Origin of the sequence: Henriciella algicola (assembly GCF_003576245.1) — a bacterium.
Classification (GTDB): Bacteria; Pseudomonadota; Alphaproteobacteria; order Caulobacterales; family Hyphomonadaceae; genus Henriciella; species Henriciella algicola.
In genome coordinates this window covers 1-25,452 of the sequence record NZ_QWGA01000006.1, presented here as the reverse complement: position 1 = coordinate 25,452, position 25,452 = coordinate 1, and the positions used below count along the sequence as shown (strand labels likewise).

At 62.1% G+C, this 25,452-nt stretch carries 26 protein-coding genes; 16 read left to right on the top strand and 10 right to left on the bottom strand.

Annotation, left to right across the window (positions count from 1 at the left end):
• Positions 1 to 107: 107 nt before the first annotated feature.
• From D1222_RS08555 to D1222_RS08500, 12 genes are all read left to right on the top strand, one after another.
• Positions 108 to 533 (top strand): cytochrome c maturation protein CcmE, encoded by a 426-nt coding sequence (locus D1222_RS08555; RefSeq protein WP_119453850.1) that lies wholly within the window; start codon positions 108 to 110, stop codon positions 531 to 533.
• A complete protein-coding gene (locus D1222_RS08550) occupies positions 530 to 2,434 on the top strand; it encodes a heme lyase CcmF/NrfE family subunit (protein ID WP_119453849.1) in 1,905 nt (634 codons plus the stop codon). Before D1222_RS08555 ends, D1222_RS08550 begins: the two co-directional genes overlap by 4 nt.
• Entirely contained in the window at positions 2,431 to 2,838 is a 408-nt protein-coding gene (locus D1222_RS08545) for a cytochrome c-type biogenesis protein (protein WP_119453848.1), read from the top strand. Before D1222_RS08550 ends, D1222_RS08545 begins: the two co-directional genes overlap by 4 nt.
• Positions 2,839 to 2,918: 80 nt before the next feature.
• Positions 2,919 to 4,190 carry an alpha/beta fold hydrolase gene (locus tag D1222_RS08540; RefSeq protein ID WP_119453847.1) on the top strand — a complete coding sequence of 424 codons (1,272 nt, stop codon included), beginning with the start codon at positions 2,919 to 2,921 and terminating at the stop codon, positions 4,188 to 4,190.
• A 77-nt stretch (positions 4,191 to 4,267) separates the two neighbouring features.
• The gene (locus D1222_RS08535; protein WP_119453846.1) at positions 4,268 to 5,803 is read left to right on the top strand and encodes a Do family serine endopeptidase; all 1,536 of its coding nucleotides are present in this window, start codon (positions 4,268 to 4,270) and stop codon (positions 5,801 to 5,803) included.
• A gap of 24 nt (positions 5,804 to 5,827) precedes the next feature.
• Positions 5,828 to 6,502: a response regulator transcription factor gene (locus tag D1222_RS08530; RefSeq protein ID WP_119453845.1), complete on the top strand. Its 675-nt coding sequence runs from the start codon at positions 5,828 to 5,830 to the stop codon at positions 6,500 to 6,502.
• Entirely contained in the window at positions 6,499 to 7,902 is a 1,404-nt protein-coding gene (locus D1222_RS08525) for a sensor histidine kinase (protein WP_119453844.1), read from the top strand. The genes D1222_RS08530 and D1222_RS08525 overlap by 4 nt, the downstream gene beginning before the upstream one ends.
• A gap of 10 nt (positions 7,903 to 7,912) precedes the next feature.
• A complete protein-coding gene (locus tag D1222_RS08520) occupies positions 7,913 to 10,639 on the top strand; it encodes a bifunctional [glutamine synthetase] adenylyltransferase/[glutamine synthetase]-adenylyl-L-tyrosine phosphorylase (protein ID WP_119453843.1) in 2,727 nt (908 codons plus the stop codon).
• Positions 10,640 to 10,688: 49 nt separating this feature from the next.
• Positions 10,689 to 11,195 carry an EF-hand domain-containing protein gene (locus D1222_RS08515; RefSeq protein WP_119453842.1) on the top strand — a complete coding sequence of 169 codons (507 nt, stop codon included), beginning with the start codon at positions 10,689 to 10,691 and terminating at the stop codon, positions 11,193 to 11,195.
• Between the two features lie 22 nt (positions 11,196 to 11,217).
• On the top strand, positions 11,218 to 11,838 hold the full coding sequence (locus D1222_RS08510; RefSeq protein WP_119453841.1) for a sigma-70 family RNA polymerase sigma factor: 621 nt from the start codon (positions 11,218 to 11,220) through the stop codon (positions 11,836 to 11,838).
• Positions 11,835 to 12,314 carry a hypothetical protein gene (locus D1222_RS08505; protein WP_147371841.1) on the top strand — a complete coding sequence of 160 codons (480 nt, stop codon included), beginning with the start codon at positions 11,835 to 11,837 and terminating at the stop codon, positions 12,312 to 12,314. The genes D1222_RS08510 and D1222_RS08505 overlap by 4 nt, the downstream gene beginning before the upstream one ends.
• Positions 12,307 to 12,849 (top strand): periplasmic heavy metal sensor, encoded by a 543-nt coding sequence (locus D1222_RS08500; protein ID WP_119453839.1) that lies wholly within the window; start codon positions 12,307 to 12,309, stop codon positions 12,847 to 12,849. Before D1222_RS08505 ends, D1222_RS08500 begins: the two co-directional genes overlap by 8 nt.
• On the opposite strand, the gene D1222_RS08495 is transcribed toward D1222_RS08500, so the two are convergent.
• From D1222_RS08495 to D1222_RS08465, 7 genes are all read right to left on the bottom strand, one after another.
• Positions 12,846 to 13,238, bottom strand: a complete 393-nt coding sequence (locus D1222_RS08495) for a GFA family protein (RefSeq protein WP_119453838.1) — start codon at positions 13,236 to 13,238, stop codon at positions 12,846 to 12,848. The two genes, D1222_RS08500 and D1222_RS08495, sit on opposite strands and share 4 nt — an antisense overlap.
• A gap of 7 nt (positions 13,239 to 13,245) precedes the next feature.
• On the bottom strand, positions 13,246 to 14,679 hold the full coding sequence (locus D1222_RS08490) for an amidase (protein WP_119453837.1): 1,434 nt from the start codon (positions 14,677 to 14,679) through the stop codon (positions 13,246 to 13,248).
• Positions 14,680 to 14,779: 100 nt separating this feature from the next.
• On the bottom strand, positions 14,780 to 15,256 hold the full coding sequence (locus tag D1222_RS08485; RefSeq protein WP_119453836.1) for a nucleoside deaminase: 477 nt from the start codon (positions 15,254 to 15,256) through the stop codon (positions 14,780 to 14,782).
• Between the two features lie 15 nt (positions 15,257 to 15,271).
• The gene (locus D1222_RS08480; RefSeq protein ID WP_233348611.1) at positions 15,272 to 15,625 is read right to left on the bottom strand and encodes a metallopeptidase family protein; all 354 of its coding nucleotides are present in this window, start codon (positions 15,623 to 15,625) and stop codon (positions 15,272 to 15,274) included.
• 45 nt (positions 15,626 to 15,670) lie between these two features.
• A complete protein-coding gene (locus D1222_RS08475) occupies positions 15,671 to 16,675 on the bottom strand; it encodes an endonuclease/exonuclease/phosphatase family protein (protein ID WP_119453834.1) in 1,005 nt (334 codons plus the stop codon).
• 21 nt (positions 16,676 to 16,696) lie between these two features.
• Positions 16,697 to 18,853: a methylmalonyl-CoA mutase gene (scpA, locus tag D1222_RS08470; RefSeq protein ID WP_119453833.1), complete on the bottom strand. Its 2,157-nt coding sequence runs from the start codon at positions 18,851 to 18,853 to the stop codon at positions 16,697 to 16,699.
• Positions 18,850 to 20,790 (bottom strand): methylmalonyl-CoA mutase family protein, encoded by a 1,941-nt coding sequence (locus D1222_RS08465; protein WP_119453832.1) that lies wholly within the window; start codon positions 20,788 to 20,790, stop codon positions 18,850 to 18,852. The genes scpA and D1222_RS08465 overlap by 4 nt, the downstream gene beginning before the upstream one ends.
• A 178-nt stretch (positions 20,791 to 20,968) precedes the next feature.
• On the opposite strand from D1222_RS08465, the gene D1222_RS08460 reads away from it, so the two are divergent.
• Together D1222_RS08460 and D1222_RS08455 are read left to right on the top strand one after the other, a co-directional pair.
• Entirely contained in the window at positions 20,969 to 21,196 is a 228-nt protein-coding gene (locus D1222_RS08460) for a hypothetical protein (protein WP_119453831.1), read from the top strand.
• A 223-nt stretch (positions 21,197 to 21,419) separates the two neighbouring features.
• Positions 21,420 to 22,046: a hypothetical protein gene (locus tag D1222_RS08455; RefSeq protein ID WP_119453830.1), complete on the top strand. Its 627-nt coding sequence runs from the start codon at positions 21,420 to 21,422 to the stop codon at positions 22,044 to 22,046.
• A 112-nt stretch (positions 22,047 to 22,158) separates the two neighbouring features.
• Here the strand turns inward: D1222_RS08455 and D1222_RS08450 are convergent, their stop codons facing one another.
• Positions 22,159 to 22,908: a pyridoxine 5'-phosphate synthase gene (locus D1222_RS08450; protein ID WP_119453829.1), complete on the bottom strand. Its 750-nt coding sequence runs from the start codon at positions 22,906 to 22,908 to the stop codon at positions 22,159 to 22,161.
• A 177-nt stretch (positions 22,909 to 23,085) separates the two neighbouring features.
• Between D1222_RS08450 and D1222_RS08445 the strand changes: the two genes are divergently transcribed.
• Positions 23,086 to 23,655, top strand: coding sequence for a carboxymuconolactone decarboxylase family protein (locus tag D1222_RS08445; protein ID WP_119454046.1), 570 nt, complete (start codon positions 23,086 to 23,088; stop codon positions 23,653 to 23,655).
• A gap of 12 nt (positions 23,656 to 23,667) precedes the next feature.
• Positions 23,668 to 23,886, top strand: coding sequence for a HigA family addiction module antitoxin (locus D1222_RS08440; RefSeq protein WP_233348610.1), 219 nt, complete (start codon positions 23,668 to 23,670; stop codon positions 23,884 to 23,886).
• A 77-nt stretch (positions 23,887 to 23,963) separates the two neighbouring features.
• On the opposite strand, the gene arsH is transcribed toward D1222_RS08440, so the two are convergent.
• Positions 23,964 to 24,680, bottom strand: coding sequence for an arsenical resistance protein ArsH (arsH, locus tag D1222_RS08435; RefSeq protein ID WP_119453828.1), 717 nt, complete (start codon positions 24,678 to 24,680; stop codon positions 23,964 to 23,966).
• 21 nt (positions 24,681 to 24,701) lie between these two features.
• Positions 24,702 to 25,452 (bottom strand): ATP-binding cassette domain-containing protein (locus D1222_RS08430; protein ID WP_147371840.1); only part of this gene is annotated, 751 nt, incomplete at its 5' end.

The following is a 25,452-nucleotide window of genomic DNA, read 5'->3' as shown; positions in this document are numbered from 1 at the left end:
AACCTCTCGGCGCATAAACTCTACAAGGCTTGCGATAACCCGCGAACAGTCTGGATGTTTCGGTCGCAGTGTCAAACCCTGCAGTATCGACTAAAACCCCGCTTGTTATGAGAGCCAGATCAAAACGACTTTGGGGCGTGGCCATTGCCGGCCTGCTCTTGGTGAGTGCGGTGACGCTATCAGCCGTCGCGCTGAAGCAGCATGCCGACCTCTTCTATACGCCGCAATTGCTGGCCGAGCAGGGGAAACCTGATGCTGGAAAGCGCGTGCGCATCGGCGGCTGGGTCCAGATCGATTCGATCGAGTATGGCGACGGTGCCGACATGACGTTTCTGATTGAAGATGGCTCCGGTGAGACGCTTGCCGTCAGCTATACCGGCGTCGTGCCGGACCTCTTCCGCGAAGGCGAGGGCGTGGTCGCCACTGGCCGTTTCGATGAAAGCGGCGCGTTCACGGCTGAAAACATTCTGGCCAAGCATGACGAGAACTATCAGCCGCGCGAACTGAAGAATGCTCGCCAGGCCACTTCATGATTGAGGCAGGCCACTTTGCGGCGTTCCTTGCGCTGATCCTGAGCTTCTTTCAGGCCGGACAGGGGCTGATGGGGCAGCGCCGCGCGGCGGGGCTGTCGGCGCTCGTCGCATTTGGCGCAATGACGTTTGCGTTCGCCACGCTGGTCGTCGCTTTTGCGACTTCGGATTTCTCGGTCCAGCTTGTTGCGGCCAACTCCCACACGCTGAAACCCTTCGTCTACAAGGTCGCCGGAACTTGGGGGAATCATGAAGGGTCCATGGCGCTCTGGTGCCTGGTGGGGATCGGTTTCGGCGCGGTGGCGGCCAAGGTTATGTCGACCGGGCGGCCGGTATTCGAGGCGCGCGCGCTCGGCGTGCAAGGCCTGCTGAACGCTGGCGCATTGCTCTACCTCCTGCTTGCGTCTTCTCCCTTCACACGTCTCGACCCGGCGCCGCTTCAGGGGGCAGGGCTTAACCCGCTGCTGCAGGACCCTGCGCTCGCGGCCCACCCGCCCATGCTCTACCTTGGCTATGTCGGCTATTCCTTCGTTTTTGCGCTGGCGGCGGCAGGTCTCATCGAAGGCCGGATCGACGGGGTCTGGGCCCGCACCGCGCGCCTCTGGGCGCTTGCTGCCTTCATGCCGCTCACCCTCGGCATCGCGCTTGGTAGCTACTGGGCCTATTATGAGCTCGGCTGGGGCGGCTGGTGGTTCTGGGACCCGGTCGAGAATGCGAGCCTCATGCCGTGGCTGATCGGCGCTGCCTTGCTCCATTCAGTCATCGTCACGGAGAAACGCGGCAGCTTCGGCGTCTGGACGGCGCTCCTCGCCGTTCTGGCTTTCTGCTTCTCCATGCTCGGCGCCTTCCTTGTGCGCTCCGGCGTGTTGACGTCGGTACATGCCTTCGCCGTTGATCCGCTTCGTGGCTCTCTCTTGCTCGCAGGCCTTCTGGTCTTTGGTGGGGCGGCGCTCATTCTTTTCGCGGTCCGTGCAGGCAAGCTGGAGGCTGGCCCGAACTGGACGACCGGCAGCCGCGAAGGCGCGCTCATGGGCAACAATCTCGTCCTGATCGTTGCGACGGCGACGGTCCTGCTCGGCACGCTTTTCCCACTCATCGCTGAGGCCGCAGGCGAAACCATGTCTGTGGGTGAGCCTTACTTCAATCTCACCTTCACACCGATCATGTCGCTCGCGCTGATCGCGCTGCCGATCGTGCAGGCGTGGAGCTGGGGCAAGGCGGACCTGTCCTCGCTCTGGAAATGGGCGGCCGCCTTTGCTGGCATCGTTGCGGTCTTCTGGCTCGCAGGGATCGGCCCGTTCGATATTCCACTTCTCGCAGGCATCGGTCTTGCCATTGCTGTGTGGCTGATCGCGGGCGCAGCGATGGAAATCTGGCGCCGCGCAAAGACGGTAAAGCGCCTTGGCAAGATGCCGGCCCGCGTCTGGGGGATGACACTTGCGCATGCGGGCCTTGGTTTTTTCGTCATGGGCGCCGTGCTGGAAACATCAGGCCGCGCGCACACGACAATCGCGCTACAGGAAGGTCAGGCAACCAGCGTGGCAGGCTGGCAGCTCACGCTCGACGATGTGGAGAGTATCGAAGGGCCGAACTGGTATGCAGAACGCGCGACCCTCACAGCCCGGCGCGGCGGCACGGTCACAGAGCTGCAACCGCACAAGCGCTTCTATCCCGCCGCCCAGATGCCGACGACAGAGACTGCCATCCACAAGACAGGTCTCGCCGACCTCTATGTCGCGCTTGGCGATGGCCGCAGGAATACGCAGGGCGAAACGCGTTGGACGTTTGAGGTCTTCCTCAACCCGTTCATCGATCTCATCTATCTCGGGACGATCCTGATTGGCCTTGGGGCTCTACTCAGCATGTTCGGGCGCAAGGCACGAGCGAAAGAGGCCGAAGAATGAAAGCGATCCTCGCATCCCTGATCCTGTTCTTTGCTGCTGAAGGCCCGCTTGCCGACCCGCAGGAAGAGGCGCGCGCACAGGATCTGATGCGAGAGATCCGCTGCGTCGCCTGTGAGAATGAGCCGATCTCTAATTCAGGTTCTGACATCGCCGCCGATATGCGCGAGCGTGTCCGGGCGATGGTCGCGGAAGGTCAGACCAATCAGGAAATCCGCACCTGGTTCGCAGAGCGCTATGGCGACTTTGTCCTTTTCCGCCCGCCATCACGCGGGCTAGGCGGCTTCCTGCTCTGGGGCGCGCCATTTATCTTCCTTCTCGCGGGCGGCGCGCTTGCCTTCGCGATCAGCCGCAACCGGCGCAGTTCCGGGCGGGTCGAAGCGGTCGCTCCGGAAGATAGCAACTGAGGCATTCGGTCTGACGGCTGGCAACTCTTCCCCTCCGCGCCTATCTCCGTTCAAGGCGCAAAGGTGTTGAGGGAGACGGCATGTATAGCGAGAGGGTGAGCTTCGAAGGCAGTCTCGGCCAGACGATTTCCGGCAGGCTTGAACACCCGATTGGCCGTTTCGGCGGCTGGGCCATCTTCGCTCATTGTTTCACATGCTCCAAGCAGTCTCGTGCGGCGGTCGCTCTATCGCGGGCGCTGGCTCAGCACGGCATTGGCGTCCTGCGCTTTGATTTTACCGGAATAGGGGAGTCCGAAGGCGAGTTCGCCGACACCGACTTCTCCAGCAATGTCGCTGATATCCACGCCGCAGCGTCCTGGATGGCAGGGCAGGGGCGGCCAGTGTCCCTTCTGGTGGGCCATTCGCTTGGCGGCACGGCGTCCATCGTCGCTGCTTCGGGCATCGAGACGCTGAAAGCGCTCGTCACGATCGCCGCGCCTGCAGAGGCAGCGCACGTCATCAGCCAGTTCGGTGACGGCAGTGAACGCGCGGAAGCCGATGGCTCGGCCGAGGTAAAGCTTGGCGGGCGGCCTTTCACGATCACCAAGGCGCTGCTTGATGACTTGCGCAAAGCGCAGGTCGGCCAGGCGATTTCCAGACTTCGCTTGCCGATACTCATCCTGCACGCGCCGGGCGATGAAGAAGTCAGCGTCGATCATGCGACCGCGCTCTTCATGGAGGCGCGCCACCCCAAGAGCTTTGTCAGCCTTGATGACGCCACCCATTTCCTCGACCTCGACGAAGATACCGACTTTGCCGCCAGCGTGATCGCTGGATGGGCCGAACGCTATGTGCAGCCTGATGCAGACGAGCGCGAAGATTTCAGAGGCGACGGTGTGCTGGTGCGCGAAACCCAAGGCCCCGGCCCGTATCAAAACGAAGTGCTGAGCGGAGGTTTCCGCCAGATCATTGACGAGCCCCGCAAGCTTGGCGGCAGCGATACTGGCCCGGACCCCTATTCGATGCTGTCTGCGGCGCTGGGTGGCTGCACCTCGATCACCCTGCGCATGTATGCGGACCGCAAGGGCTGGCCGGTAGACCATATCAGCGTCGCCGTCGGCCATACGCGCGAACATGCCGAAGACTGCACGGACTGCGGCGAAGCCGACAAGATCGACACGTTTACACGCACGGTTTCGGTTGAGGGCGACATTGACGACGAGCAGCTTGCACGCCTGCTGGAGATCGCCGACAGATGCCCGGTACACAGGACGCTCGAGTCGGGCAGCAGGGTGCGCAGCTCCATTGATGCAAAGTCGCGAGCAAATAAGGTTTCCGGGAAACCGAAAAATTCAAGTCTAACCGATGTTTAATCAGTCTGTGGACTGGTACACGCTGAGGAATAGGCACAATATTCGAGTCAATAAATTCTGAGGAGTATGTGAGGAATATGAAAGCGATCTCTATGTCGAAACAGGCCCTTGTCGCCGCTGTCTTTGGTGCTGCTGGCGCAGGTGCTCTGGTCTACGCCCCGGCCCTCTATCAGCAGGCAGACGCAAGGCAGCCGATTTCGATCGAGCCGCCCGCTGGCGCGCCGATGAGTTTTGCAGACCTCATCGAGAAGGTAAGCCCCGCTGTGGTCAGCGTGAACGTCGTTTCCGAACGTGAAGTCGGCGGCATGGGTAATATGGAAGAGTTCTTCGAACGCTTCCGCGGCCTTCCGGGCTTTGACGACTATATGCGCGAGCGTGAAGAGGAAATGGAGAACGAGCCGCAAACCCGTGAGGCGCGCTCGCTCGGGTCCGGTTTCTTCATCTCTGAAGAGGGCTACATCGTCACCAATAACCACGTCGTTCAGGACGCAACCGAGATCGAAGTCGTCCTCGAAGACGGGCGTGAGCTTGCGGCTGAGCTGGTTGGCACGGACACGCAGACCGACCTCGCCGTGATCCGCGTCACCGAAGGCGGCCCGTTCCCCTTCGTCGAATTCGAGACCGACACGCAGCTTCGCCGCGGCGACTGGGTCGTGGCCCTCGGCAACCCGTTCGGTCTTGGCGGCACGGCAACGGCAGGCATCCTGTCAGCTGATGGCCGTGAGCTTGGTGGCAACAACCCGTACACCGACTTCCTGCAGATCGATGCAGCGATCAACCGCGGTAACTCGGGCGGCCCAACCTTTGACCTTCAGGGCCGCGTGGTCGGTGTGAACACCGCAATCTTCTCACCAACCGGCGGTTCGGTCGGCATCGGTTTTGCCATCCCGGCAGAGCTGGCGGTGACCGTGACCAATGCGCTGATCCAGGATGGCCGCGTCTCGCGCGGCTGGCTCGGTGTCACCATTCAGGACGTCACCGAAGACATGGCGGATGCGCAGGGCCTCGAAGAGGCTCGCGGCGCTATCATCGCGGACGTCAATCCAGACAGCCCGGCCCAGTCCGGCGGCCTGCGCCGCGGTGACATCATTCTGTCGGTCAATGGCACGAACACCACGGACGCAACCTCTGTGACCCGCCTGGTCGGCGGCCTGCTTGCAGGCTCTGACAATACGTTCACCGTCCTTCGCGGCGGCGAGCAGCAGACGGTCAACGTCACGGTCGGCGAGCGCCCGGAAAACCCGAACGAGATCGCATCGTCCAATTCGAACTCGACTGAGAAAACCGCGCCAGATGCGGCAAAGGATGGTCCTCTTGGACTGGCGCTTCGTCCGTTTACGGATGCTGATCGCCGCACGCTCGGCCTCAACGCAGACGAGGCTGGCCTGATGATCTCAGGTGTCGATAGTGACAGCCCGCTTGCCGAGTACGACCTTCGTGCCGGCATGGCGATCCTCAGCGCAGCAGGCACCTCGCTTAGCTCCGTTGCGGACCTCGAAAACGCCATCGCAGACATGAAGGCGAAGGGCCGCGACAAGCTACTCCTCGCTGTGCGGAACGGTCAGCGGACACTGTTCGTTACTGCCGACATTAGCGAGGCAGCGTCGGACTGACGCGAAATTCAGGAGATCCGGTTCATGCGGGTTCTAGTCATCGAAGATGATCGCGAGCATGCGAAGTTCATCAACCAGGTCCTCTCAGAGGCTGGTCATGAGGTCGCCATCGCCGAAAACGGCGCAGACGGCCTGATCCAGGCCCGCGAGGGTGAGTTCGATGCGCTGGTCGTGGACCGGATGCTTCCTGAAAAGGACGGGCTCAAGCTTGTCGAGGAATACCGGAATGGGGGCGGGCAGACGCCGGCCCTCTTCCTCTCTGCGCTCTCGGACGTCGACAATCGCGTTGAAGGCCTGAAGGCAGGCGCTGACGACTATCTTGCCAAGCCTTTCGCGCCGCAGGAACTTGCTGCCCGTGTCGAGGCGCTCGGCCGTCGCCAAGCGTCTGAAGAGCCGCCAGTCACCAAGCTCAAGGTTGCTGACCTTGAAATGGACCTTCTCGCCCGCAAGGTCTGGCGGGCCGGCCAGAAGATCGATCTGCAGCCGCGCGAATTCCGTCTTCTGGAATTCCTGATGCGCCATGCCGGACAGGTCGTGACCCGCACTATGCTTCTTGAAAAGGTCTGGGACTATCATTTCGACCCCCAGACCAATGTGATCGACGTCCACGTCTCGCGCCTTCGCGCCAAGATTGACAAGGATTTCGACGAGCAGCTCCTGCAGACCGTTCGCGGCGCAGGTTACTGCCTGCAAGGATGAGTTCAGGCCGCTTCGCATTTGTCCGGACGACGACGTTCCGGCTTGCGCTGGTCTATTCAGTCCTCTTTGGACTCTTCTCCTTCCTTCTTCTTTCCTATCTTTTCCAAGCAACGGTCGGCTCTCTGCGTGCAGAGGCCGACCAACGCTTGCAGGCCGAAATGAGCTCGCTGGAGCTTGCTTTCTACGGCTTCGGTATAGAGCGGCTAGAGCAGTCCTTGATTGAGCGTGCGCTCGTCCCCGGCGCGCCTTTTCGATACCAGCTTGAAACGCCGCAAGGCGAACGCCTCATCGGCGATTTTCCTAATTTGCCCGTGACGCCGCCAAATACGGTCGGCGTCTGGGGCAATGTAAGCTTGACCATCGAAGTCCCCCGTCCCGGCGCAGAGCCTACTCTGACGGAGGCCGAAGGCCGCATTGTTCGCCTGACGACCGGCCACGTTCTTCTGGTTGCAATTGAGACGGGCGAACGCAGCCGCATCGTCCGCCGCATTACGCAGGCTGTGACGACGGCCGCACCGATTGGCGTCCTTTTGGCGCTGATCGGCGGCATCTTTATCTCGCGTTATGCGGCCCGCCGCGCCGAACAGCTGACCCGCACCACTGAGGCTGTTGTTGCGGGCAACCTCTATGTTCGCGCCCCCGTGCAGGGCTCGGGCGACGAGTTCGACCGGCTCGCGACCCACCTCAACACTATGCTCGAAAAGCTGGAACGCCTGATGGCGTCCAGCCGCCATACCGGCGACTCCATCGCGCATGACCTCCGTTCCCCCCTGTCGCGCCTTCGCAACCGGCTGGAGACGGCGCTGCTCGGCGAAATGAGCACTGAGACAGCGCGCGACACGCTCGCCCACACGGTGGAGGAAGTTGACCGGGTGCTCGCCACCTTCAATGCGATCCTGCGCCTCTCACGCCTCGATGCGGGCGCCGAAGGTCGGCTGGTCCGTTTCGATATGCGCGAAATGCTGCTGGAACTGGCTGACCTCTATGAACCAGCTTGCGAGGACGCAGGCCTCAAATTCGAGAGCGAGATCGGCCACAACCTTTTCGTGCTGGGCGACCGTGAGCTTCTGGCGCAGGCCATCTCCAACCTTCTCGACAATGCCATCAAGTACACGCCAGAGAATGGCAGCATCTCCCTGAAGGCCATGCGGACCAATGATGAGATCATCATAGAGGTCAGCGATACCGGCCCCGGCATCGCCGAGGATATGCGCGAGCGGGCCAAGGAACGCTTCTTCCGCCTCGATGAGGCACGGACCCAAAGCGGCTCTGGCCTCGGTCTGGCACTGGTGGATTCAGTCGCTGACCTGCACAAGGGCGAGATCGAGCTTCTCTGGGCACACGAAGAACCAGAGCCTTTTGGTCTGAAAACGGTTTTTTCTCTGCCGCGCGAACGCTAGAACCCTCAGGATGTTGAATATCCATCCTATTGCGGCCAACGCAGCCGATGCCTTCCAGACCGGTTCAGAAATTGCGCCATACCTCGCCCGGTTGGCCCGGCGCGTGCCAGAGGCGCTGGAGCTTCTGAAAAGCGAAGGCGCGGGCGCGCTTCATGATCATGCAATCTCGCAGGTCGAAGCCGCCGGCGACGCAGGAACCATTGATGAGACGATGGCCATCCTCCGCCGGGCGAAACTCGCCCATCACATGGCCGTCGCCGCCGCTGACCTTGCCGGCGAATGGTCAGTGGAAGACGTCACCGCGAAGCTGACCGGATTTGCCGACGCCGCCCTGAGAGCTGCCCTCAAGGCGGCGCTAAACGCAAAGGGCCTGAAACCCGACGGCCTTTTCATCTTTGCCCTCGGCAAGATGGGCGCGTTTGAGCTCAACTATTCGTCCGATATCGACGTTGCCGCCTTCTTCGATGCTCAGGTCTTCGATGAGGGCTGCGGCGAGGCGCAGGACAAGGCGAACCGCATCATCCAGAAGACGATGCGTATCCTGCAGGACCAAACCGGCGACGGCTATGTCTTCCGCACCGATCTTCGCCTGCGTCCAGACCCGTCATCGACCCCGCCGGCTGTCTCCACGCGCATGGCGAGCCTCTACTATGAAAGTGTTGGCCAGAACTGGGAGCGGATGGTCTGGATCAAGGCGCGCGCCGTGGCAGGCGACATTGGCTGCGCCGAAGAGTTTCTCGAAACGCTCGCGCCATTCGTCTGGCGCCGTCACATGGACTATTGGGCCATCGCCGACGTTCAGGCGGTCAAGCGCATGATCAACTCCAAGGCAGGCGCTGCCCTTGCTGATGAAGCGCCGGATGTGAAGCTCGGGCCGGGCGGCATCCGCGAGATCGAGTTCTTCGTCCAGACACAGCAGATCATCCTCGGCGGGCGCGATGAATACCTGCGTGGGCGCAAGACGCTCTCCAGCCTGCACGCGCTTGTCGCGGCCAAGGCTGTCGAAACCCCTGTCGCTGAAGAGCTGTCAGCTGCCTACATCGCCCTTCGGGCAGCAGAGCACCGCATCCAGATGCTTCAGGATGAGCAGACACACCGCATGCCAAAGGACAAGGAACGCCGCACGCTGGTCGCCCGCCTTTGCGGCTATGATGACCTTGCCGCCTTCGACGAGGATCTGCTCGCCACGCGGACCATTGTCTCGCGTCACTACAGCAACCTCTTTGCCGAAGAAGAGCGCAAGACCCGCTCTGCCGCAGAAGGCAATCTCGTATTCACCGGCGTCGATGAAGACCCCGGCACCGTCGCGACCCTCTCCTCGCTCGGTTTTTCTGATCCGTCACGCGTCATCTCCACCATCCAGAACTGGCACCGCGGCAAGACGGCGGCGACTCGCACTGAACGGGGCAGGGGGCTGCTCACAGCCCTCTTGCCAGACCTGCTCCTCAATATGAGCCGGACGGGGGAGCCAGACACAGCCTTCCTGCGCTTCACCCAGTTCTTCGAAGGCCTTCGCGCCGGCATCCAGACCCTCTCCATGCTTGTCGCCGAAGAGGCGCTGCTGGAAGATCTCGTCACAACGCTTGCCATTGCGCCGCGCCTGTCACAGACGCTGGCGCGCAGGCCCGTCCTGCTTGAGACGCTTGTCTCACAGAACGCGCCGGAATTTCCGCCCTCCTTCGACAAGGCGATGGATTTCGAAAGCCGGATGGACGAAGTCCGCCGCTGGAAGAATGAGCGCGCCTTCCTGATCGGCCACAGGCTGCTCCATTCGCGCCTTCCGGCCTCGCAGGCCGCGCTCGCCTGGAGTGACCTCGCTGACACATGTGTGCGCCTCATGGCGGATGCCGCAGCGATTGAGACAGCGCGCAAATACGGTCCACAACCCGGACACTGGGTTGTCGCGGCGCTCGGCAAGCTTGGCGGCCGGGAACTGACGGCGGGTTCTGACCTCGACCTTCTCATCGTCTTTGAGCCAAGCGAAGAGGGTGCCCTCGAAGCTGGCGGCTGGTTCACCCGTTTCGCGCAGCGCCTCATCACGGCGATCTCTGCTGAAACGGCAGAAGGCAATCTCTATGAGACCGATATGCGCCTTCGCCCGTCAGGGCGGGCAGGGCCCGTGGCGGTCTCGCTCTCTGCCTTCGACAAGTATCAGCACAATGACGCCTGGACGTGGGAGCTAATGGCGCTGACCCGGCTTCGCACCGTCGCTGGGAATGAAGCGCTCGCGCGCCGGATGGAGGAGGTCGCCTGCGACGCCATCATCAATGGCAAGCCGGATGAAGAGCGCAAAGCCGACATTCTCGACATGCGCCAGCGCCTCTGGCGTGAAAAGCCGCCGCGCGGGGACTGGGACATCAAACTCACCGAGGGCGGCCTCGTCGATCTCGAATTCGTCCTACAGCAGGGCATGCTGCTCAGCCGCAATCCGGACATCATCCGCGCCAATACGGGCGAGGCCATCGAGACGCTTCGCGATGATGGTTTCCTGTCAGAAGATGAGGCCCAGTCGCTCGACCATGCCTTCCGCCTCCTGCAATCGCTGCAACAGGTTCAGCGTGTCGCCGTTGGCAGCGAAGTGTCGTCCGCGGACTTTTCAAGGGCGCTGAAAGAGCGTCTGGCGCTGGCTGCAGATTGTCCGGGATTCCAGGTGCTTGAGCATCGCTACAGTGAGGTTCGCCGGGCAGTTGCTGACATTCGCTGCAAAAAAATAGGGCCTCTCGCGACGGATTCCTGACCGGTCATCGTCTCACCTGTCGGGTAACGCAAAAATAAGAGGACCCGACATGAAGAAACTTGCACTTGCCGCAACAATGACCGGCATCCTGTCCGTGGCCGCAGCTGGCTTCGCAGTCGCAGACAATCACAAAGAGGGCGAACGCCCTGACCGTAGCGAAATGCGCACCGAGCGTATGCTCGAACGGTTCGACAACAACTCTGATGGCGTCATCTCGACCGCAGAAGTCGAAGCGCAGAAAGCTGAACGCTTCGCCGCCGCTGACACGAATGGTGACGGCGGCCTCAGCCTCGAGGAAATCGAAGCCTTCCACGAAGCAGAGCGCGAGCGCCGCATGGAAATGCGCAAGCAGCGCATGTTTGACCGCCAGGACACCAATGGCGACGGCGTGATCTCGATCGACGAGTTTGAATCGCGCGGCATGCCGATGTTCGAGCGTATCGATGCCGATGGCGACGGTGAGATCACCGAAGCTGAACTCTCCGAGATGAAAGGTCATCGCGGTCACCGCCGCGGCGGCTGGCATCATCGCGGAGAACGCCCGGTCCAGGAATAGTCCGCGTTCGGACTAGCCAGGAATGAGCGATGCGGCGGCCAGCGCGGGATATGACGATTTCCTCCCTCGCAACTCGCGTGGCCGCCGCTATGCTCGACACGTGTCAGACCTTTCTGAGAGAGATCAGATCGCGCGGGCAGCTGCCGGAGACCGGATGGCCCAGTCCGCGCTGGTCAATCGCCACATGCCGGTCGTCTGGCGTGTGGCCTTTCGCATGCTGCGCGATCGTCAGGAGGCCGAAGACGTGACGCAGGAGACCTTCCTTCGGGCATGGAAAATGCTTCCCGAATGGGAGGGCAGGTCAAAGTTCTCGACCTGGGCCTGCACGGTGGCGATCAATCTCTGCCGTGACCGGATGAAGAAGAAAGCGCCCGTCCTGATGGAGACGCTGCCGGAGCGCGAAGCAGGTGACCTGCCGCCAGAGCAGGCGCTCCATCAGAAACAGGCCGGTGCCCGGATAAGCGCGCTGATAGACGCGCTGCCGGAGCGCCAGAAGGAAGCCCTCATCCTCTCTGCCTTGGAGGGGATGGGAAACAAGGAAGCGGCCGCAGCCATGCAGGTCAGCGTAGAGGCACTGGAAAGCCTGTTATCGAGAGCGCGCAGAACGCTCCGGCAGGCCTTGGCAGAAGGACAGGAAGAATGAGACAGACCGACATGACTGACGCGCGCGTCCTTCAATTGCTGGAAACCTACGGCGCCTGGCCGATGGCCTGGCCCGAGGAGGAGCGCGAAGCGGCCGAGGCGCACCTTGCCGCCCATCCAGAGAGGTTTGCGGATGCGCTGGCAGAGGCACGGCTTCTTGATGCGGCGTTCGAAGCAGAGCCGATGCCAGAGCCGGATCCGTCGCTCGCTGCGCGCATTCTTGCCGATGCGCCGCAGCCCCGTACAGCGCGGGACAGCCTGGGCGCTCGGCTCTCCCGCATCCTGATGCCCAATGGTCAACGCTGGCCAGCGGGCGCAGCGCTCGCCAGCCTCGGCATGGGGCTGTTCGCAGGCTACACAGCGTCTGCGTCAAGCGTGCCTGCAACTTATGAAACCGAGGCTGAAGCCGTCGTCTATGCCGCGCTCGGCTATGATCAGTACGACACCTATCTTGAAGAGGCGCCCCTAGATGAGTGACCGCAAACGCCTGTCCAGAACTTCGATTGCGCTGATCGTCTCGCTTGTGGCCAATGCGCTTCTCATCGGCTTCCTCATCGGTGGCCAGCTTGGTGAGCAGGAGCGTGAGCGCCGCGGCGGGCCGCGCGGCACTGAGCACATGATCGCGCGCGGCATCCAGTCCATCGTGCCCGAAACGGAGCGGGGCGAGATCCGCAGCGCCTTCCGCGATGCTTTCCGTTCTGCGCGCGGCCAGTGGCGGGAAAAGCGCATGGCGCAGGACCGTCTCGTCGAGGCGCTGCGTCAGACGCCATTTGATCGTGCCGCCGTTGATCAGGCCTTCGTCGACATGCGCGCAGCAGATGGCTCCCTTAATGAGACCTTCCAGACGACGCTGACAGACCAGCTGGCTGCGCTTGATGATGCCCAGCGCCTTGAGCTTGTCGAATGGCTTGAAGAGGTCGAGGCCCGCCGGGAAGAGCGCCGCGACCGGTCTGATCGCCGGGGTAGCCGTGGTGAGGACGGCGAGAGGCGCGGGGCCCCGCCGCCGCGCTAGTCCTTTGACTTGTGCGCCAGGGCCCCGGCGTTCGCTTCCCAGTTCTGACCGTCGAACTGCTCGACCGCGGCATCCAGCGTCTGCCAATTGTCAATGCAGCGCCACGTCACCGCATAGCCGTCAGGGTTGGAGCGGGGCACGTAGAAGCTCTTGATCCCGCAGACCTTGCAGAACAGATGACGCGCCGCACCCGTGTTAAAGCGGTACTCGGTCAGCGCGCTCTCGCCCTGAAGCAGGCGAAAGCGACTCTTCGCGACGATGATATGGTCATTGCCGCTCATCGCGCAGATCGAGCAGTTGCAGTCCTCCACCTCGACATGAGGCGTCAGCTCAACTTCGAAACGCACGGCGCGGCAGTGACACCCGCCCTGATGTGTTGAAAGATCCATACCTGCCCTAACCGACCCAGACAGGCGGGCGCCTGTCAGCCCAGGGCTGGGCCCGCTCGATCTGGCCTGCAATCGAGTAGAGAAGCTCTTCCTTGCCGAGACGCGCGCCGAACATCATGCCGAGTGGCAGGCCGTCATCGGTCCAGTGAAGGGGCAGGGAGATGGCGGGCCAGCCCATCTGGTTGAAGACAGGGCACCAGGCTGCAAAGCTCGAAATGTCGACGCCATACTGGTCGAAATCCGGCGGGTCGAGGCTTAGAACGCCAAGTTTCACCGGCGCCCGCGACAGGGTCGGCGCAAGGATGAGGTCATAGTCGCCTTCATCCATGAAGCGCTCCATCTGCCAGGCCGCTTCCATGAATGCGTTATTGGTCTTTACCAGCTCCGACATCGGGATCTGACGGCCAAGCTCGATGAAGCGCAGTGAGACCGGCTCGAAGTCTTCCTCGCCCACCGGACGCCCGAAATGCGCAGCCCGCTCATCGGCGACGGACGCCATGAAGGAAGACACCATGATCATCATGCCCTTGCCGAGCGCCTCGCCATCAAGGACGGGTCCTGCCTCCTCGACATGATGTCCCAGCGCACCAAGCAGTTTCACCGTCGCATCAAGCCCTGCCTGCGCGTCCTTGTCCGGCTTCACACCGTTCGGGGCGGTATTCCAGACAGCGATCTTGAGGGCATCTGGCTCGCGCTCCACCGCAGAGAGAAAGCTGCCTTCCGGCGGCGGTGCGATATAGCGCGCGCCGGGTTCCTGCCCGTGGGTGACATCCAGAAGCGTTGCACTGTCGCGCACTGAGCGGGCCACACAGTGATTGGTCGAGAGGCCGAACCAGTTCTCTGACAGGGGCGGGCCCATCGGCACGCGGCCGCGAGAAGGTTTGAGGCCTACAAGGCCGGTGCAAGCCGCTGGGATACGGATAGAGCCGCCACCATCGCTCGCATGCGCCATCGGGATCACGCCCGACGCCACACAAGCCGACGCGCCGCCCGAGGAGCCGCCTGAGGTATGTTCCGTATTCCACGGGTTGCGCGTCTTGCCGTAGAGCGCGCTTTCCGTCGATGTGGTGAGGCCGAATTCCGGGCTCGTCGTCTGGCCAAAGATGACAAGCCCCGCTTCGCGCTGGCGCTTGACGAGCTCGGCGTCCATATCCGCAATCGTGCCCTTGAAGGCGCGTGAGCCGCTCGTGATGGGCTGGCCTTTCAGCCGCGCGCCAAGGTCCTTCACCGCAAAGGGGACGCCCGTAAACGGGCCTTCCGGCAGGCCGTCCCTGATCTGCTTGCGGGCAGAATCCTCAAAGAAGGAAGAGAAGCAGTTGAGCTCACCTTGCGCTTCCTGCGCGCTCTCCAGCGCGAGATCCAGAAGCTCTGTCGGTGAGATTTCCTTCTTGCGCACCATGGAGGCGAGCGCGCTCGCATCCTTGTCTCCAAGACCCTTCATCCTGTCTTCCCTCATTTGCGTTTCTTGAGCACCAGTCTGGCCGCTCACGCCTCTCAGGGAAAGACCAAACTCGACATGGACGTAACCGCTGGCCCAGCTATCAGTCAGCAAACACGTGTTTGAAAAGGGCGTACATTTCTTCCGAGAACGTCTCGTCGGGGCCGTCGACCTCAAGATCGGGCAACAGCTCACGGACGGTCACCAGTTCGAACGGAAAACCGCCAGAGCCGAACTCCCTGAACCAGTCATCGATCTGGTTTGCCGAAATCGCAAAGACGATGCGCCCCATCCCCGCAAAGGCGTGGCCCGTCGCGCACATCGGGCAGTGTTCACAGCTGGCATAGACCGTCGCTGCCACCCGGTCCTCGTCGCTGAGATTGAGGCTCGCCCACTGGACGAGCGCCAGCTCCGGATGCGCGGTCACATCGCCGTCGCCGGTCCGGTTATAGTCTTCCTTCAGCACTTTGCCGTGCCGGTCGACAAGCAAGGCCCCGAATGGCGCATGGCCTTTGGACACGCCTTCATGCGCAAGCTCGACGCATCGTGTAAGGTGGCGCCGGTCTGTTTCGGTAATCATCTGGAAGGCCCTTTTTCAGTCGTCTTCCAGAAGCTGGTGCATTTCCTCGTCAGACCAACCGAAATGATGACCAAGCTCATGGATGACCACATGCTCGATCAGCTCCTCCAGCGTCACATCCGGGCGCGTGCGGATCTCTGCCAGTAGCGGCTGGCGGTAAAGGAAGATGCGCGGGCTGTCGGGGCTCGGAAAGGTCACGCTGTCATGGATCAGCGGGATGCCCTGATAGAGACCGGTCAGCTCCCAGCGGTCACGAATGCCAAGCTCTGCCAGAACGTCCGCTTCGGCAAAATCACGCACATGGATCTCGATCCGGCCCGCTGCACGCCGGAAGTTTTCCGGTAGGCCGGCATAGGCGGCTTCCGCCATCTGTTGGAATTGGTCGAGGTCCGGTTCCTGCGGCAGGGTCGCCTCCTATTGGCCGTCGCCGGTCCCTAGGCGCATGCGGAAGCTTGTCGAGCGATGGTCAGAGCCGAGATGCCGCCCGACCTTGTGACCACCGCACGCAATCTCTCCTCGGCAGAAGGCGAGATCGATAGGTATGGCGAGTGTCGGGGCGAGGCTGGTGCTCGGAAGGTCGAATTTGAGCGGAAGTCTCGATGGCCATGTGCCGGCACGCGGATCGTTGACCAGCGTAAAGCCGTGCTGGTTCACAAGCGGCGAGGCGATCCGGCCCCATGCAGCTGAGTTCACATCGCCCAGCATGATCACTGGGCCGTCTAAGTCATCGATCACATCGAGCAGGCCTTCTAGCTGACGTAGCTGCGCCTCCGGGTCTTCGAACGGCCAGGGCCGGGTGAAGTGGATGACGAGCACGGTCAGGACGCCCTCGGGCGTCTGAAGGCGAACGGCCAGCGTTGCGGGCGACCCGTCAGGGTTCTGACCGACCGCGCTCAATATCTCATAGCGTGAATAGACGCGCAGGCCCGACGGCCCGCGGCCTTCGATCTTGTCGAGTGAATAGTATGGCCAGTGCGCACGCAGTCGGTCTTCGACAGGGCCGAGCCTGTCGCCATAGGCTTCGATGAGCACCGTAATATCCCGGTCTGCGTCGATCGCACCTTCGACTGTCTGGGCGGGGTCCGGGTGATTGCCCCACATATTGTGCTGGTAGACGCTGATGCTCTGGTCCGCGTCCACGTCTGGCGCCGTTGGCAGCAACCAATACCAGCCAAACGCGGCGATGATGACGGCCGCATTCGCAAAGATCAGATTGACCAGATGGCCCTTGTTGAAAGGCATCATCGCGACGAGCACGATGGCGGCGGTCATCATGATCCAGAGCGCGGGCAGCTGGAACTGGCCGATAAAGTCCAGCACCCAGTGAAGCGCTGAGAAATGGCCGCTGAGAACCACTAAGGTGCAGCCAGCGACGACAATCGCGCTGAGACCCGTCAGCAGGCCCGCGAAACGTCTCATGCCGGCTGCTCCGGTTTCAACCTATTCGGCCGCTGCCGGGGCTGGTTTGTCTTCCAGCGATTCCAGCATGGCGCGTGCGGCATCCGCAATCACCGTGCCGGGTGGGAAGATGGCCGACGCGCCAGCCGCTTTGAGCGAATCATAGTCGCCTGGCGGGATTACGCCGCCTGCAATGATCTGTGTACTGACGGCGCCTTCATTACCGAGGGCCCGGCGAAGCTCTGGAATGAGCGTCAGGTGACCAGCGGCGAGTGAGGAGGCTGCAACAATGTCGACATTGGCGGCGCGGGCGTCACGGGCGGCTTCTTCCGGCGTCTGGAAGAGGGGGCCGATCTCGACATCCCAGCCAAGGTCCATCAGCGCGGACGCGACGACCTTCTGGCCGCGATCGTGACCGTCCTGACCCATTTTCGCGATATAAATCCGGGGCTTGCGGCCATTCTTTGAGGTGAATGCCTCAGCGAGGCTGCGCGCTTCCTCGGCCTTGTCGTCCTTGCCGATGGAGCCGCCATAGACGCCCTTGATCGAGCGGATCACGGCCTGATGACGGCCCTGACTGCGCTCAACCGCTTCGGAGATTTCGCCGACAGTTGCCTTGGCGCTGGCCGCTTCGACGGCGAGCGCAAGAAGGTTGCCCTTGCCGTTTTCAGCCGCGAGCGCGATGGCGTCGAGCTTGGCGTCTACTTCTGCCTGGTCGCGGTCAGCCTTAAGGCGTTTCAGCTTGTCGAGCTGCATGCGGCGCACGGTGGCATTGTCGACCTTCAGGACCGGCACGTCCTCGTCCTGGTCGAGCAGGAACTTGTTGACGCCGACGACGGTCTGCTCACCGCTATCGATGCGGGCCTGCGTGCGGGCAGCCGCCTCTTCGATACGAAGCTTCGGCACGCCTTCCTCGATGGCCTTGCGCATGCCGCCAAGCTTCTCGACTTCCTCGATATGGGTGAGGGCCTTGGCCGCAAGATCGTGCGTCAGGCGCTCGACGTAGTAAGAGCCGCCCCATGGGTCGATGGTCTGGCAGGCGCCGCCTTCCTGCTGCAGGAAAAGCTGCGTGTTGCGCGAGATGCGGGCCGAGAAATCGGTTGGCAGGGCAAGCGCTTCGTCGAAGCTGTTTGTGTGCAGGGACTGGGTCTGACCGCCGACGGCCGCGATGGCTTCGAGGCAGGTGCGGATGACGTTGTTGTAGACGTCCTGCGCAGTCAGCGACCAGCCAGAAGTCTGGCTGTGCGTGCGAAGGCTCAGCGATTTCGGGTTCTTCGGGTTGAAGTTTTCCTTCACCAGCTTTGCCCAGAGAAGGCGCGCGGCGCGCATCTTGGCGACTTCCATGAAGGTGTTCATGCCGATCGCCCAGAAGAAGGAGAGGCGCGGCGCAAACTTGTCCACATCGAGGCCCGCATCGACCCCGGCGCGGATATACTCAATGCCGTCTGCAAGCGTGTAGGCAAGCTCGAGGTCCGCCGTCGCACCCGCTTCCTGCATGTGATAGCCGGAGATCGAGATGGAGTTATATTTCGGCATGTTTTCAGACGTGTAGGCGAAAATGTCCGAAATAATGCGCATCGATGGCTTGGGCGGATAGATATAGGTGTTCCGCACCATGAATTCTTTCAGGATGTCGTTCTGGATCGTCCCGGCGAGCTTGTCCGGCGAGACGCCCTGTTCCTGCGCGGCTGCGATATAGAGCGCGAGGATCGGCAGGACCGCGCCATTCATCGTCATCGACACCGACATCTGGTCGAGCGGGATGCCGGAGAAGAGCGTGCGCATGTCGTAGATCGAGTCGATCGCCACACCAGCCATGCCGACATCGCCCGTCACGCGGACATGGTCGGAGTCGTAACCCCGGTGGGTCGCGAGGTCGAAGGCGACGGACAGGCCTTTCTGACCGGCGGCAAGGTTACGGCGATAGAAAGCGTTGGAGTCCTCAGCCGTCGAGAAACCGGCATATTGGCGCACGGTCCAGGGCCGCTGGGTATACATGGTCGGGTAGGGGCCACGGCCAAACGGCGCGAGACCTGGATAGTCATCAAGGAAGTCGAGCCCCTTGGTGTCCGCCGCCGAATAGGTCTTGGCGAGGTCGATGCCCTCAGGCGTTTCAAGTGACGGCTTGTGCGGCTGCGCAGGCGCTTTTGCGTCTGGCGTGCCAAGGTCGAGCTTCGTGAAATCGGGGAAGGTTGTCATTTCTCGACTCCCAGTTCGGCTTGGGCGATTTGCAGCATGTCGACCGCGTCGCAGCCCATGAAGATATTGTTGTCGATACCTGGCGCTTCGAACTTGCCAGCGAGGAAGACGCGGCTCGCGCCTGCATCCTTGAGCGCCTTTGCTGCGGCCTCGGCCTCGTCCTCATAGCGTTTGTCGGCGCCGCAGATGACGGCAATCCGGCAGCCGGATGCCTTGAAGGCATCGGCCAGAACCTCTGGCGTTTCAGGCGTCTTGTCGGCGTCGACGCCCACCACGCCGCCAGCGGCGAAGAGGTTACGGGCAAAGTCTGCGCGGGCATTGTGCTCGGCGAGCGGGCCCAGCGTGGCGATGAAGATGGCTGGCGGCTTGCCCTTGCGGTCTGCATGGGCGCTCGCGCGGTCGCGCAGCGTCTCGAAATCACGGGCGAGGCGGATCGGCGCGAGCGGCTCGGCTTTCGTCGCCGCGCCAGATTTGTCCGGCAGGTCTTTCAGGAAGCTGGTGATGCCCTCGCTGGAGACGCTGGTCGCGCTGCTTTCGAACTTGATTTCGGCCACGGGTGCGGGCTCGCCATCAAGGAGCGGGAATTCGCTGACGCCGGTCAGCGGGCGCTTGCGCTTGGCGATGGCGGCAAAGCGGGCATCGCGCGTTTCGGCAATGCGGGCCTGCAGCTTGCCGTCAACAAGGCTCTGGACGAGACCGCCTTCGGCTTCGATCTGCTGGAAGACGGACCAGGCCGCTTCTGCCAGCTCATCGGCCAGCGTTTCTTCAAACCAGGCCCCGCCAGCCGGATCGGCGATCTTGCCAAGGCCCGACTCTTCCATCGCGATGATCTGCGTGTTGCGGGCCGTGCGGCGGCCAAGCTCTTCAGGCACGCCGAGCGCTTCGTTGAAGGCACGGACCGTTACGATATCAGCGCCGCCGACAGCGCCTGCGAAACAGGCCGCCGTGTTGCGGAGCATGTTCACCCAAGGGTCGTAGCGCGTCAGCATCCGTGCAGAGCTGACAGACTGGAGTGTCATCGGCTCAATCTCGAGGTCCATCGCTTCGAGGATGCGGGCCCAGAGACGGCGAGCCGCGCGAAGCTTTGCGATTTCAAGGCCGTAATTGGCGCCAGCCGCCAGCGTGAAGACGGTCTGCGAAGGGTAGGCGTTGATATCATAGCCAGCCGCAGCGAGGCGGCGCATCGTATCGACGGCGTGTGCCATGAGTGCGCCCAGCTCCTGGGCCTCAGAGCCGCCAGCCTCATGGACCGGGCGGGCATCGGCGCGAAGCGTGGTCGCTTTTGGATAGCGAAGGCAGAGAAGACGCGAGAGCTCAGCTGTGCGCACGAAGGCTGCATCGATGCCACCAGCGACTTCGCCGGTGCGCAGGAGCAGGCCGACCGGGTCGATATTGAACGCGAATTTGAGATTGTCAGAGCCGCCTTGCTGCTCTCCCCAAAGGGCGAGGAGGCTGGCGACCGATGTGCCCGAGCCTTGGCCGCGATGGTCGAGCGCGATGGTCGCGAGGTCGGCGCGCACACCGTTCAGAGCCGTGGAAAGCGTCTCTGCATCCTTGATGGCAACCCCGTCAGTGCCCGTGCAGTCGATAGAGAGTTCAACGGAAGATACACCGCGCTCAAGGTCTCTCAGGATCTCGGCATTGGTGACTTCCGGATCGGGATGGGCGAAGGCCTGGCGGATGTCCCATGGCAGGAAGGCATCCGGCTCTGCGCTCGCGCCGCGAAGGAAGGGCGCTTCGCCGGGTGCGCCGCGCGGATCGGAAGCGCTCGCGAAATCGCTTTCGCGATAGAGCGGCTGGATGGTCAGCCCGTCATCTGTCTGGCGCTGGAGCTTTTCGACCCCGCCGCCCTTCAGGGCCTTGGAGACCGCGTCCAGCCAGTCTGCCTCGTTCGCTTCATCAAAAGCGCTGCTCAGTTTCAGAAAACCGTCTGCCATATCTCATCCGTACCCAATTACCTGCACCGCTGTATAGGGTTCGCGCCGCCTTGAAGGTCAAGAGTTTCCATCGCGGCATAACTGCACTGGTGGGCCTCTGATTATGTATTTTCCCTCATTTGACTCATTAGGGCGATCATGTGCAAATGAGAATGAATCGCAAAAAGGGAGCTTGCCCATGTATAATCTCGACCGCGACCATCATTCGATTGCGCCCATGTCAGGGGCCACCTCGCCCGTCAGAGGGCAGGGCAGGCTTCTGGACTGGATCGACAGCCAGGCGAAGGTCACCCGAATCTGGCTGGACCAGCTTATCGCAGAGGGCGACCCCGACGACATGATCAGCCTCATCCATCGCCAGGCGGCGTGGCTCGACATGATGCGCTCGCGCCTTGCCGGAAGCTGAATTTCAGCACGGTCGGAAAGTGTGAGGGACGCGTTGTAGGATGAAGCGGGGGTTTCCCTGCAAAACCATGGTGCAGTGACGGTGTACTGGCGGTGTTTCTGAACGGTGCACGCAGAGCCTGCGACGAACGCAGCGAAACACTTTCAGCGACCAATGCCCAATAGCGACGGGCGATTGCAGAATTTCATCCGACAGCGGGCCTTCACGTCGATAGTCGGCGGCGATGAGAAAACGCCTTCCTGATTTTGGCCGCCTGCCAGCGGGCCGGATGCTGACCCTGCTGAAGCTGGAGGTGGGCCTGCGGCGCGGCGACACCTATGAGGCGCTGGCGAAGCGGCTCGGCATCTGTCTCAGCTCGTCCAAGGTCTGGGCGCGAGAGTTCGGCTTTCGCAAATGCGACCTCGATCAGGAGACGGCGGAAGAACAGGCGGCAAGGCATGCTAGCTGGGCGCTGGCGCTGTCTGACCTTGGCCGACAGGACGAGGCGGCAGGCTATGAGGCCGAAGCGCGCAAGCTCGAAGTGCTGCTGTCACGGCTGTCAAAGCGGGCGGCGAAAGACCCGGAGCGGCCCGACCCGCTGGAGCCGGCGCTTGTCTTTGTTGAGAAGGTTCGCGCGGCGCTGGGCCCTGAAGCCGAAGTCGACGACGTGTTCAGGCATTTAGCCGACTATTATCGCGGGCTTCGGGCGCTCGGGGCGACGCTGCTCGGGGATGGGCAGGCGCGATGGGTGAAAGGGCCGCCCAAGGGGGAGCTGCCTAAGACGCCTGAATGGTTGCCCTGCGACCCGTGGGCGGTGCTGGACACTGCAGAATGGGAGGCGGAGGTTGGGCGTGCGCTGGCGCTTTTGTGAGGCGTGCTCGGGGCTCAGGTTCATCCTTCGACAGGCTCAGGATGAGGTTGTTGAGGTTTATCCGTCGAAAACCTTGTCCTTCGACAAGCTCAGGATGAGGTCGTGGGGTGGCCTAGACGACCTGGCCGCAAGAGCGGCGGAAGCGGCGGACGGTTTCGGCCATGCCATAGGTGAGCGCGTCGGCAGTCAGATTATGGCCGATGGACACTTCGGCGAGATCGGGAATGCGCGCGACGAGGGCAGGCAGATTGTCGACGGTGAGGTCGTGCCCGGCATTGATGCCAAGGCCGTGCTGGCGCGCGGCGTCCGCCGTCTGGCCAAGCTTTTCAAGCTCAGCCGCGGTGGTGACGGCGTCATTGAACGCGCCGCCATAGGGACCGGTATAAAGCTCAATCCGGTCGGTACCGGTGCTGACAGCCGCTTCGAGTTGCTTCGGGTCCGGATCGGGATCGGCAAAGAGGGAGAGGCGCGCACCGGTATGTTTCAGGCGGCTGACAATCGACTGGAGCTTGAAGGCGTGGGTCCTGAAGTCCCAGCCATGATCCGAGGTCGGCTGCGAGGGCGCGTCGGGCACGAGCGTGATCTGGTGCGGCCTGATCTTCTCGACCAGCGCCATGAAAGCCTCGTTCGGATAGCCTTCGATATTGAACTCGCGGTCCGGAAACTCGCTCGTGATAAGGTTCATCAGGTCCGGCACGTCGGCGCGGGTGATGTGGCGTTCATCGGGGCGAGGGTGAACGGTGAGGCCAGCGGCGCCCGCCTCAAGCGCGATGCGGCCAAGATCAACCACGCTCGGCCACGGAAGGCCGCGGCGGTTGCGCAGGAAGGCAACGGCATTGAGATTGACTGAGAGTTCGGTCATGGCCGCTCCGCAAATTCGTTCGGTTTGCACGCCTCGCATTTAGGGCGGGAGTGCGTGCTTCGCCATAGCCGATCCTGAAAGGGCAAACTTTCACTTCGATCAAGCCGATGTCGCAATTTGCGCTGGCGCGCAGTAGGCATGGTCTCAAACATGAAAATCAAAGGCGAGGAAAACCCGATGAGACTGAAAGCCCCGCGCATCGCGCCATTGTCCAATGAGGAAATGAGCGAGGAGCAGAAACAGATGATGGGCGAGCGGTTTGACCGCAATGCCATCTTCAACGTGTTCCGCACGATCGCCCGCGCGCCAAAGGCGTATAAGGCCTTCATGCATTGGGGCGGCTATATCCTCTCGGGGCGTAATGACCTGTCGGCGCGCGACCGGGAGCTCGTCATCCTGCGGGCAGGCTATAACTGGAAGTCCGGTTATGAATGGGCGCAGCATGTCGTCATCGGCAAGGAAGCGGGTCTCACCGATGAAGAGGTCGAGCGGATCAAGGCCGGGCCGGACGCAGATGGCTGGAGCGCGATCGATGCGGCCATGCTGCAGGCGACCGATGAGCTTACGTCTGATGCCTTCATCACGGATGCGACCTGGGCGCGGCTGTCGGACCTCACCGACAAGCAGAAGATGGACCTTGTGATGACGGTTGGTCAGTACACGCAGGTTTCCATGATGCTGAACTCGTTTGGTGTGCAGCTGGATGAGGGGCTGACACTGGACCCGGATCTGGATGGGCGAAGTTAGAAAGGGACTGAGATGACTTCGCTTCAGGTGCCGGTCCACCCCGGTGAAATTCTCAAGCATGAGTTTCTCGACGAGCTGGGCCTCAGCGCTGGCAGGCTGGCGCGTCATATCCATGTCCCCCGTACACGGATAGAGCGGCTGGTGAAGGAAGAAACGTCCATGACGGTCGACACTGCTACGCGCCTTTCAAAGGCGTTCGGCACGAGCGTGGAGTTCTGGATCAACCTTTAGGTCAATTACGATCTTCTGTGCAATGAACCGGCCGCCGACATCTCAGAGATCAAGCCGATCATCGCGGCCTGATCGAGCTACATCGACCGCTGGCTGACGCGCTTCGAAACGTCTTCTGCGCTTTCGCGGCGCTCGCTGTAGCGGTCTGTGAGGTAGGGAGATATGTCGCGCGTCAGGAGCGTAAACTTCACCAGTTCCTCCATCACATCAACGATCCTGTCGTAGAATGAGGAGGGCTTCATCCGGCCATCGTCGTCGAACTCCAGCCAGGCCTTGGCGATCGAGGACTGGTTCGGGATGGTCAGCAGACGCATCCAGCGGCCGAGGATGCGAAGCTGGTTGACCGTGTTGAAGGATTGGGAGCCGCCAGACACCTGCATCACGGCGAGCGTCTTGCCCTGTGTCGGGCGGACGCCGCCAAGGGCGAGCGGGATCCAGTCAATCTGGCTCTTCATGATGCTGGTCATCGAGCCATGACGCTCTGGCGAGCACCAGACCATGCCTTCTGACCAGATGACGAGGTCGCGAAGCTCTTTCACCTTCGGATGATCGGCCTCGACCGTGTCGACCTGTGGCAGGCCGTGTGGGTCGAATACTTTTGTCTCACATCCAAGTGCCTCGAGAATGCGCGCGGCTTCCTCATTGGCCATTCGACTGAAGGAGCGTTCGCGCAGCGAGCCGTGAAGCAACAGAATGCGTGGCTTGTGCGTGTTGCGCCCGGACGGAAAGAGCGCCTCAGGGTCGATGGCGCGAAGTTCGCTGGCGTCGAGAGCTTGGAGGTCGTCTTGGGACATGCGGCTTGGGCCTGTTTTATTTCAATGATCGTTGAAATATTGGGTGTCGTACCGGACTTCAACCCGCTCGCCCAGATCGACCTGTCTTTCGATGCCTATCGCCTTCAGGAATCGCTCATCGTGGCTGATGGCGAGGATGGCGCCGTCATAGGATTGGAGCGCTGTCTCGAGCAGGCTGACGGCGTCCATGTCGAGATGGTTGGTGGGCTCATCGAGGAGGAGGAGTTCGGGCGGCTGCGGCGTAGCGAAGGCGGCGGCGAGGGCGGCGCGAAGGCGCTCTCCACCAGATAGCGTGCCGGCGAGCTGCAGGGCATTGTCAGCGCGGAAGGCAAAGCGGGCAAGCTGGGCGCGCGCTTCATTCTCGCTGAAGGCCGGGGCGAGGCGTCTCATATTTTCGATGAGCGAGCTGTCAGGATCGAGCGACGAGCTGTGCTGGTCGAGCAGAGCGATACGATCGGTATACAGACTGATGGGGCCCGAGGTTGGAGTGAGCTCTCCTGTGATGAGCTTGAGGAGGGTTGATTTGCCGGAGCCATTCGGCCCCTTGATGGCGAGGCGCTGGGGCCCGCGAAGTTCAAACGACAAGGGGCCGAAAAGCTGGCGTTCGCCAAAGCGCATTTCGACGTCATGCATGCTGAGGAGCTGACGCGAGGCGGGGAGGTCGCAGGAGGGAAGCTCAATCGTCAGCGGGGTGATGCGTTCAAGCTGGGCGTCGGCGTCATTAAGGGCGGCCTGCGCCTCACCGAGCTGGCGGCTGGCAAGCATGTTGCCG

Excerpts from the sequence above, each read along its gene's own strand:
- D1222_RS08555 (WP_119453850.1), top strand. The coding sequence starts at position 108 with ATGAGAGCCAGATCAAAACGACTTTGGGGCGTGGCCATTGCCGGCCTG.
- D1222_RS08550 (WP_119453849.1), top strand. The coding sequence starts at position 530 with ATGATTGAGGCAGGCCACTTTGCGGCGTTCCTTGCGCTGATCCTGAGC.
- D1222_RS08545 (WP_119453848.1), top strand. The coding sequence starts at position 2,431 with ATGAAAGCGATCCTCGCATCCCTGATCCTGTTCTTTGCTGCTGAAGGC.
- D1222_RS08540 (WP_119453847.1), top strand. The coding sequence starts at position 2,919 with ATGTATAGCGAGAGGGTGAGCTTCGAAGGCAGTCTCGGCCAGACGATT.
- D1222_RS08535 (WP_119453846.1), top strand. The coding sequence starts at position 4,268 with ATGAAAGCGATCTCTATGTCGAAACAGGCCCTTGTCGCCGCTGTCTTT.
- D1222_RS08530 (WP_119453845.1), top strand. The coding sequence starts at position 5,828 with ATGCGGGTTCTAGTCATCGAAGATGATCGCGAGCATGCGAAGTTCATC.
- D1222_RS08525 (WP_119453844.1), top strand. The coding sequence starts at position 6,499 with ATGAGTTCAGGCCGCTTCGCATTTGTCCGGACGACGACGTTCCGGCTT.
- D1222_RS08520 (WP_119453843.1), top strand. The coding sequence starts at position 7,913 with ATGTTGAATATCCATCCTATTGCGGCCAACGCAGCCGATGCCTTCCAG.
- D1222_RS08515 (WP_119453842.1), top strand. The coding sequence starts at position 10,689 with ATGAAGAAACTTGCACTTGCCGCAACAATGACCGGCATCCTGTCCGTG.
- D1222_RS08510 (WP_119453841.1), top strand. The coding sequence starts at position 11,218 with ATGAGCGATGCGGCGGCCAGCGCGGGATATGACGATTTCCTCCCTCGC.
- D1222_RS08505 (WP_147371841.1), top strand. The coding sequence starts at position 11,835 with ATGAGACAGACCGACATGACTGACGCGCGCGTCCTTCAATTGCTGGAA.
- D1222_RS08500 (WP_119453839.1), top strand. The coding sequence starts at position 12,307 with ATGAGTGACCGCAAACGCCTGTCCAGAACTTCGATTGCGCTGATCGTC.
- D1222_RS08495 (WP_119453838.1), bottom strand. The coding sequence starts at position 13,238 with ATGGATCTTTCAACACATCAGGGCGGGTGTCACTGCCGCGCCGTGCGT.
- D1222_RS08490 (WP_119453837.1), bottom strand. The coding sequence starts at position 14,679 with ATGAAGGGTCTTGGAGACAAGGATGCGAGCGCGCTCGCCTCCATGGTG.
- D1222_RS08485 (WP_119453836.1), bottom strand. The coding sequence starts at position 15,256 with ATGATTACCGAAACAGACCGGCGCCACCTTACACGATGCGTCGAGCTT.
- D1222_RS08480 (WP_233348611.1), bottom strand. The coding sequence starts at position 15,625 with ATGGCGGAAGCCGCCTATGCCGGCCTACCGGAAAACTTCCGGCGTGCA.
- D1222_RS08475 (WP_119453834.1), bottom strand. The coding sequence starts at position 16,675 with ATGAGACGTTTCGCGGGCCTGCTGACGGGTCTCAGCGCGATTGTCGTC.
- scpA (WP_119453833.1), bottom strand. The coding sequence starts at position 18,853 with ATGACAACCTTCCCCGATTTCACGAAGCTCGACCTTGGCACGCCAGAC.
- D1222_RS08465 (WP_119453832.1), bottom strand. The coding sequence starts at position 20,790 with ATGGCAGACGGTTTTCTGAAACTGAGCAGCGCTTTTGATGAAGCGAAC.
- D1222_RS08460 (WP_119453831.1), top strand. The coding sequence starts at position 20,969 with ATGTATAATCTCGACCGCGACCATCATTCGATTGCGCCCATGTCAGGG.
- D1222_RS08455 (WP_119453830.1), top strand. The coding sequence starts at position 21,420 with ATGAGAAAACGCCTTCCTGATTTTGGCCGCCTGCCAGCGGGCCGGATG.
- D1222_RS08450 (WP_119453829.1), bottom strand. The coding sequence starts at position 22,908 with ATGACCGAACTCTCAGTCAATCTCAATGCCGTTGCCTTCCTGCGCAAC.
- D1222_RS08445 (WP_119454046.1), top strand. The coding sequence starts at position 23,086 with ATGAGACTGAAAGCCCCGCGCATCGCGCCATTGTCCAATGAGGAAATG.
- D1222_RS08440 (WP_233348610.1), top strand. The coding sequence starts at position 23,668 with ATGACTTCGCTTCAGGTGCCGGTCCACCCCGGTGAAATTCTCAAGCAT.
- arsH (WP_119453828.1), bottom strand. The coding sequence starts at position 24,680 with ATGTCCCAAGACGACCTCCAAGCTCTCGACGCCAGCGAACTTCGCGCC.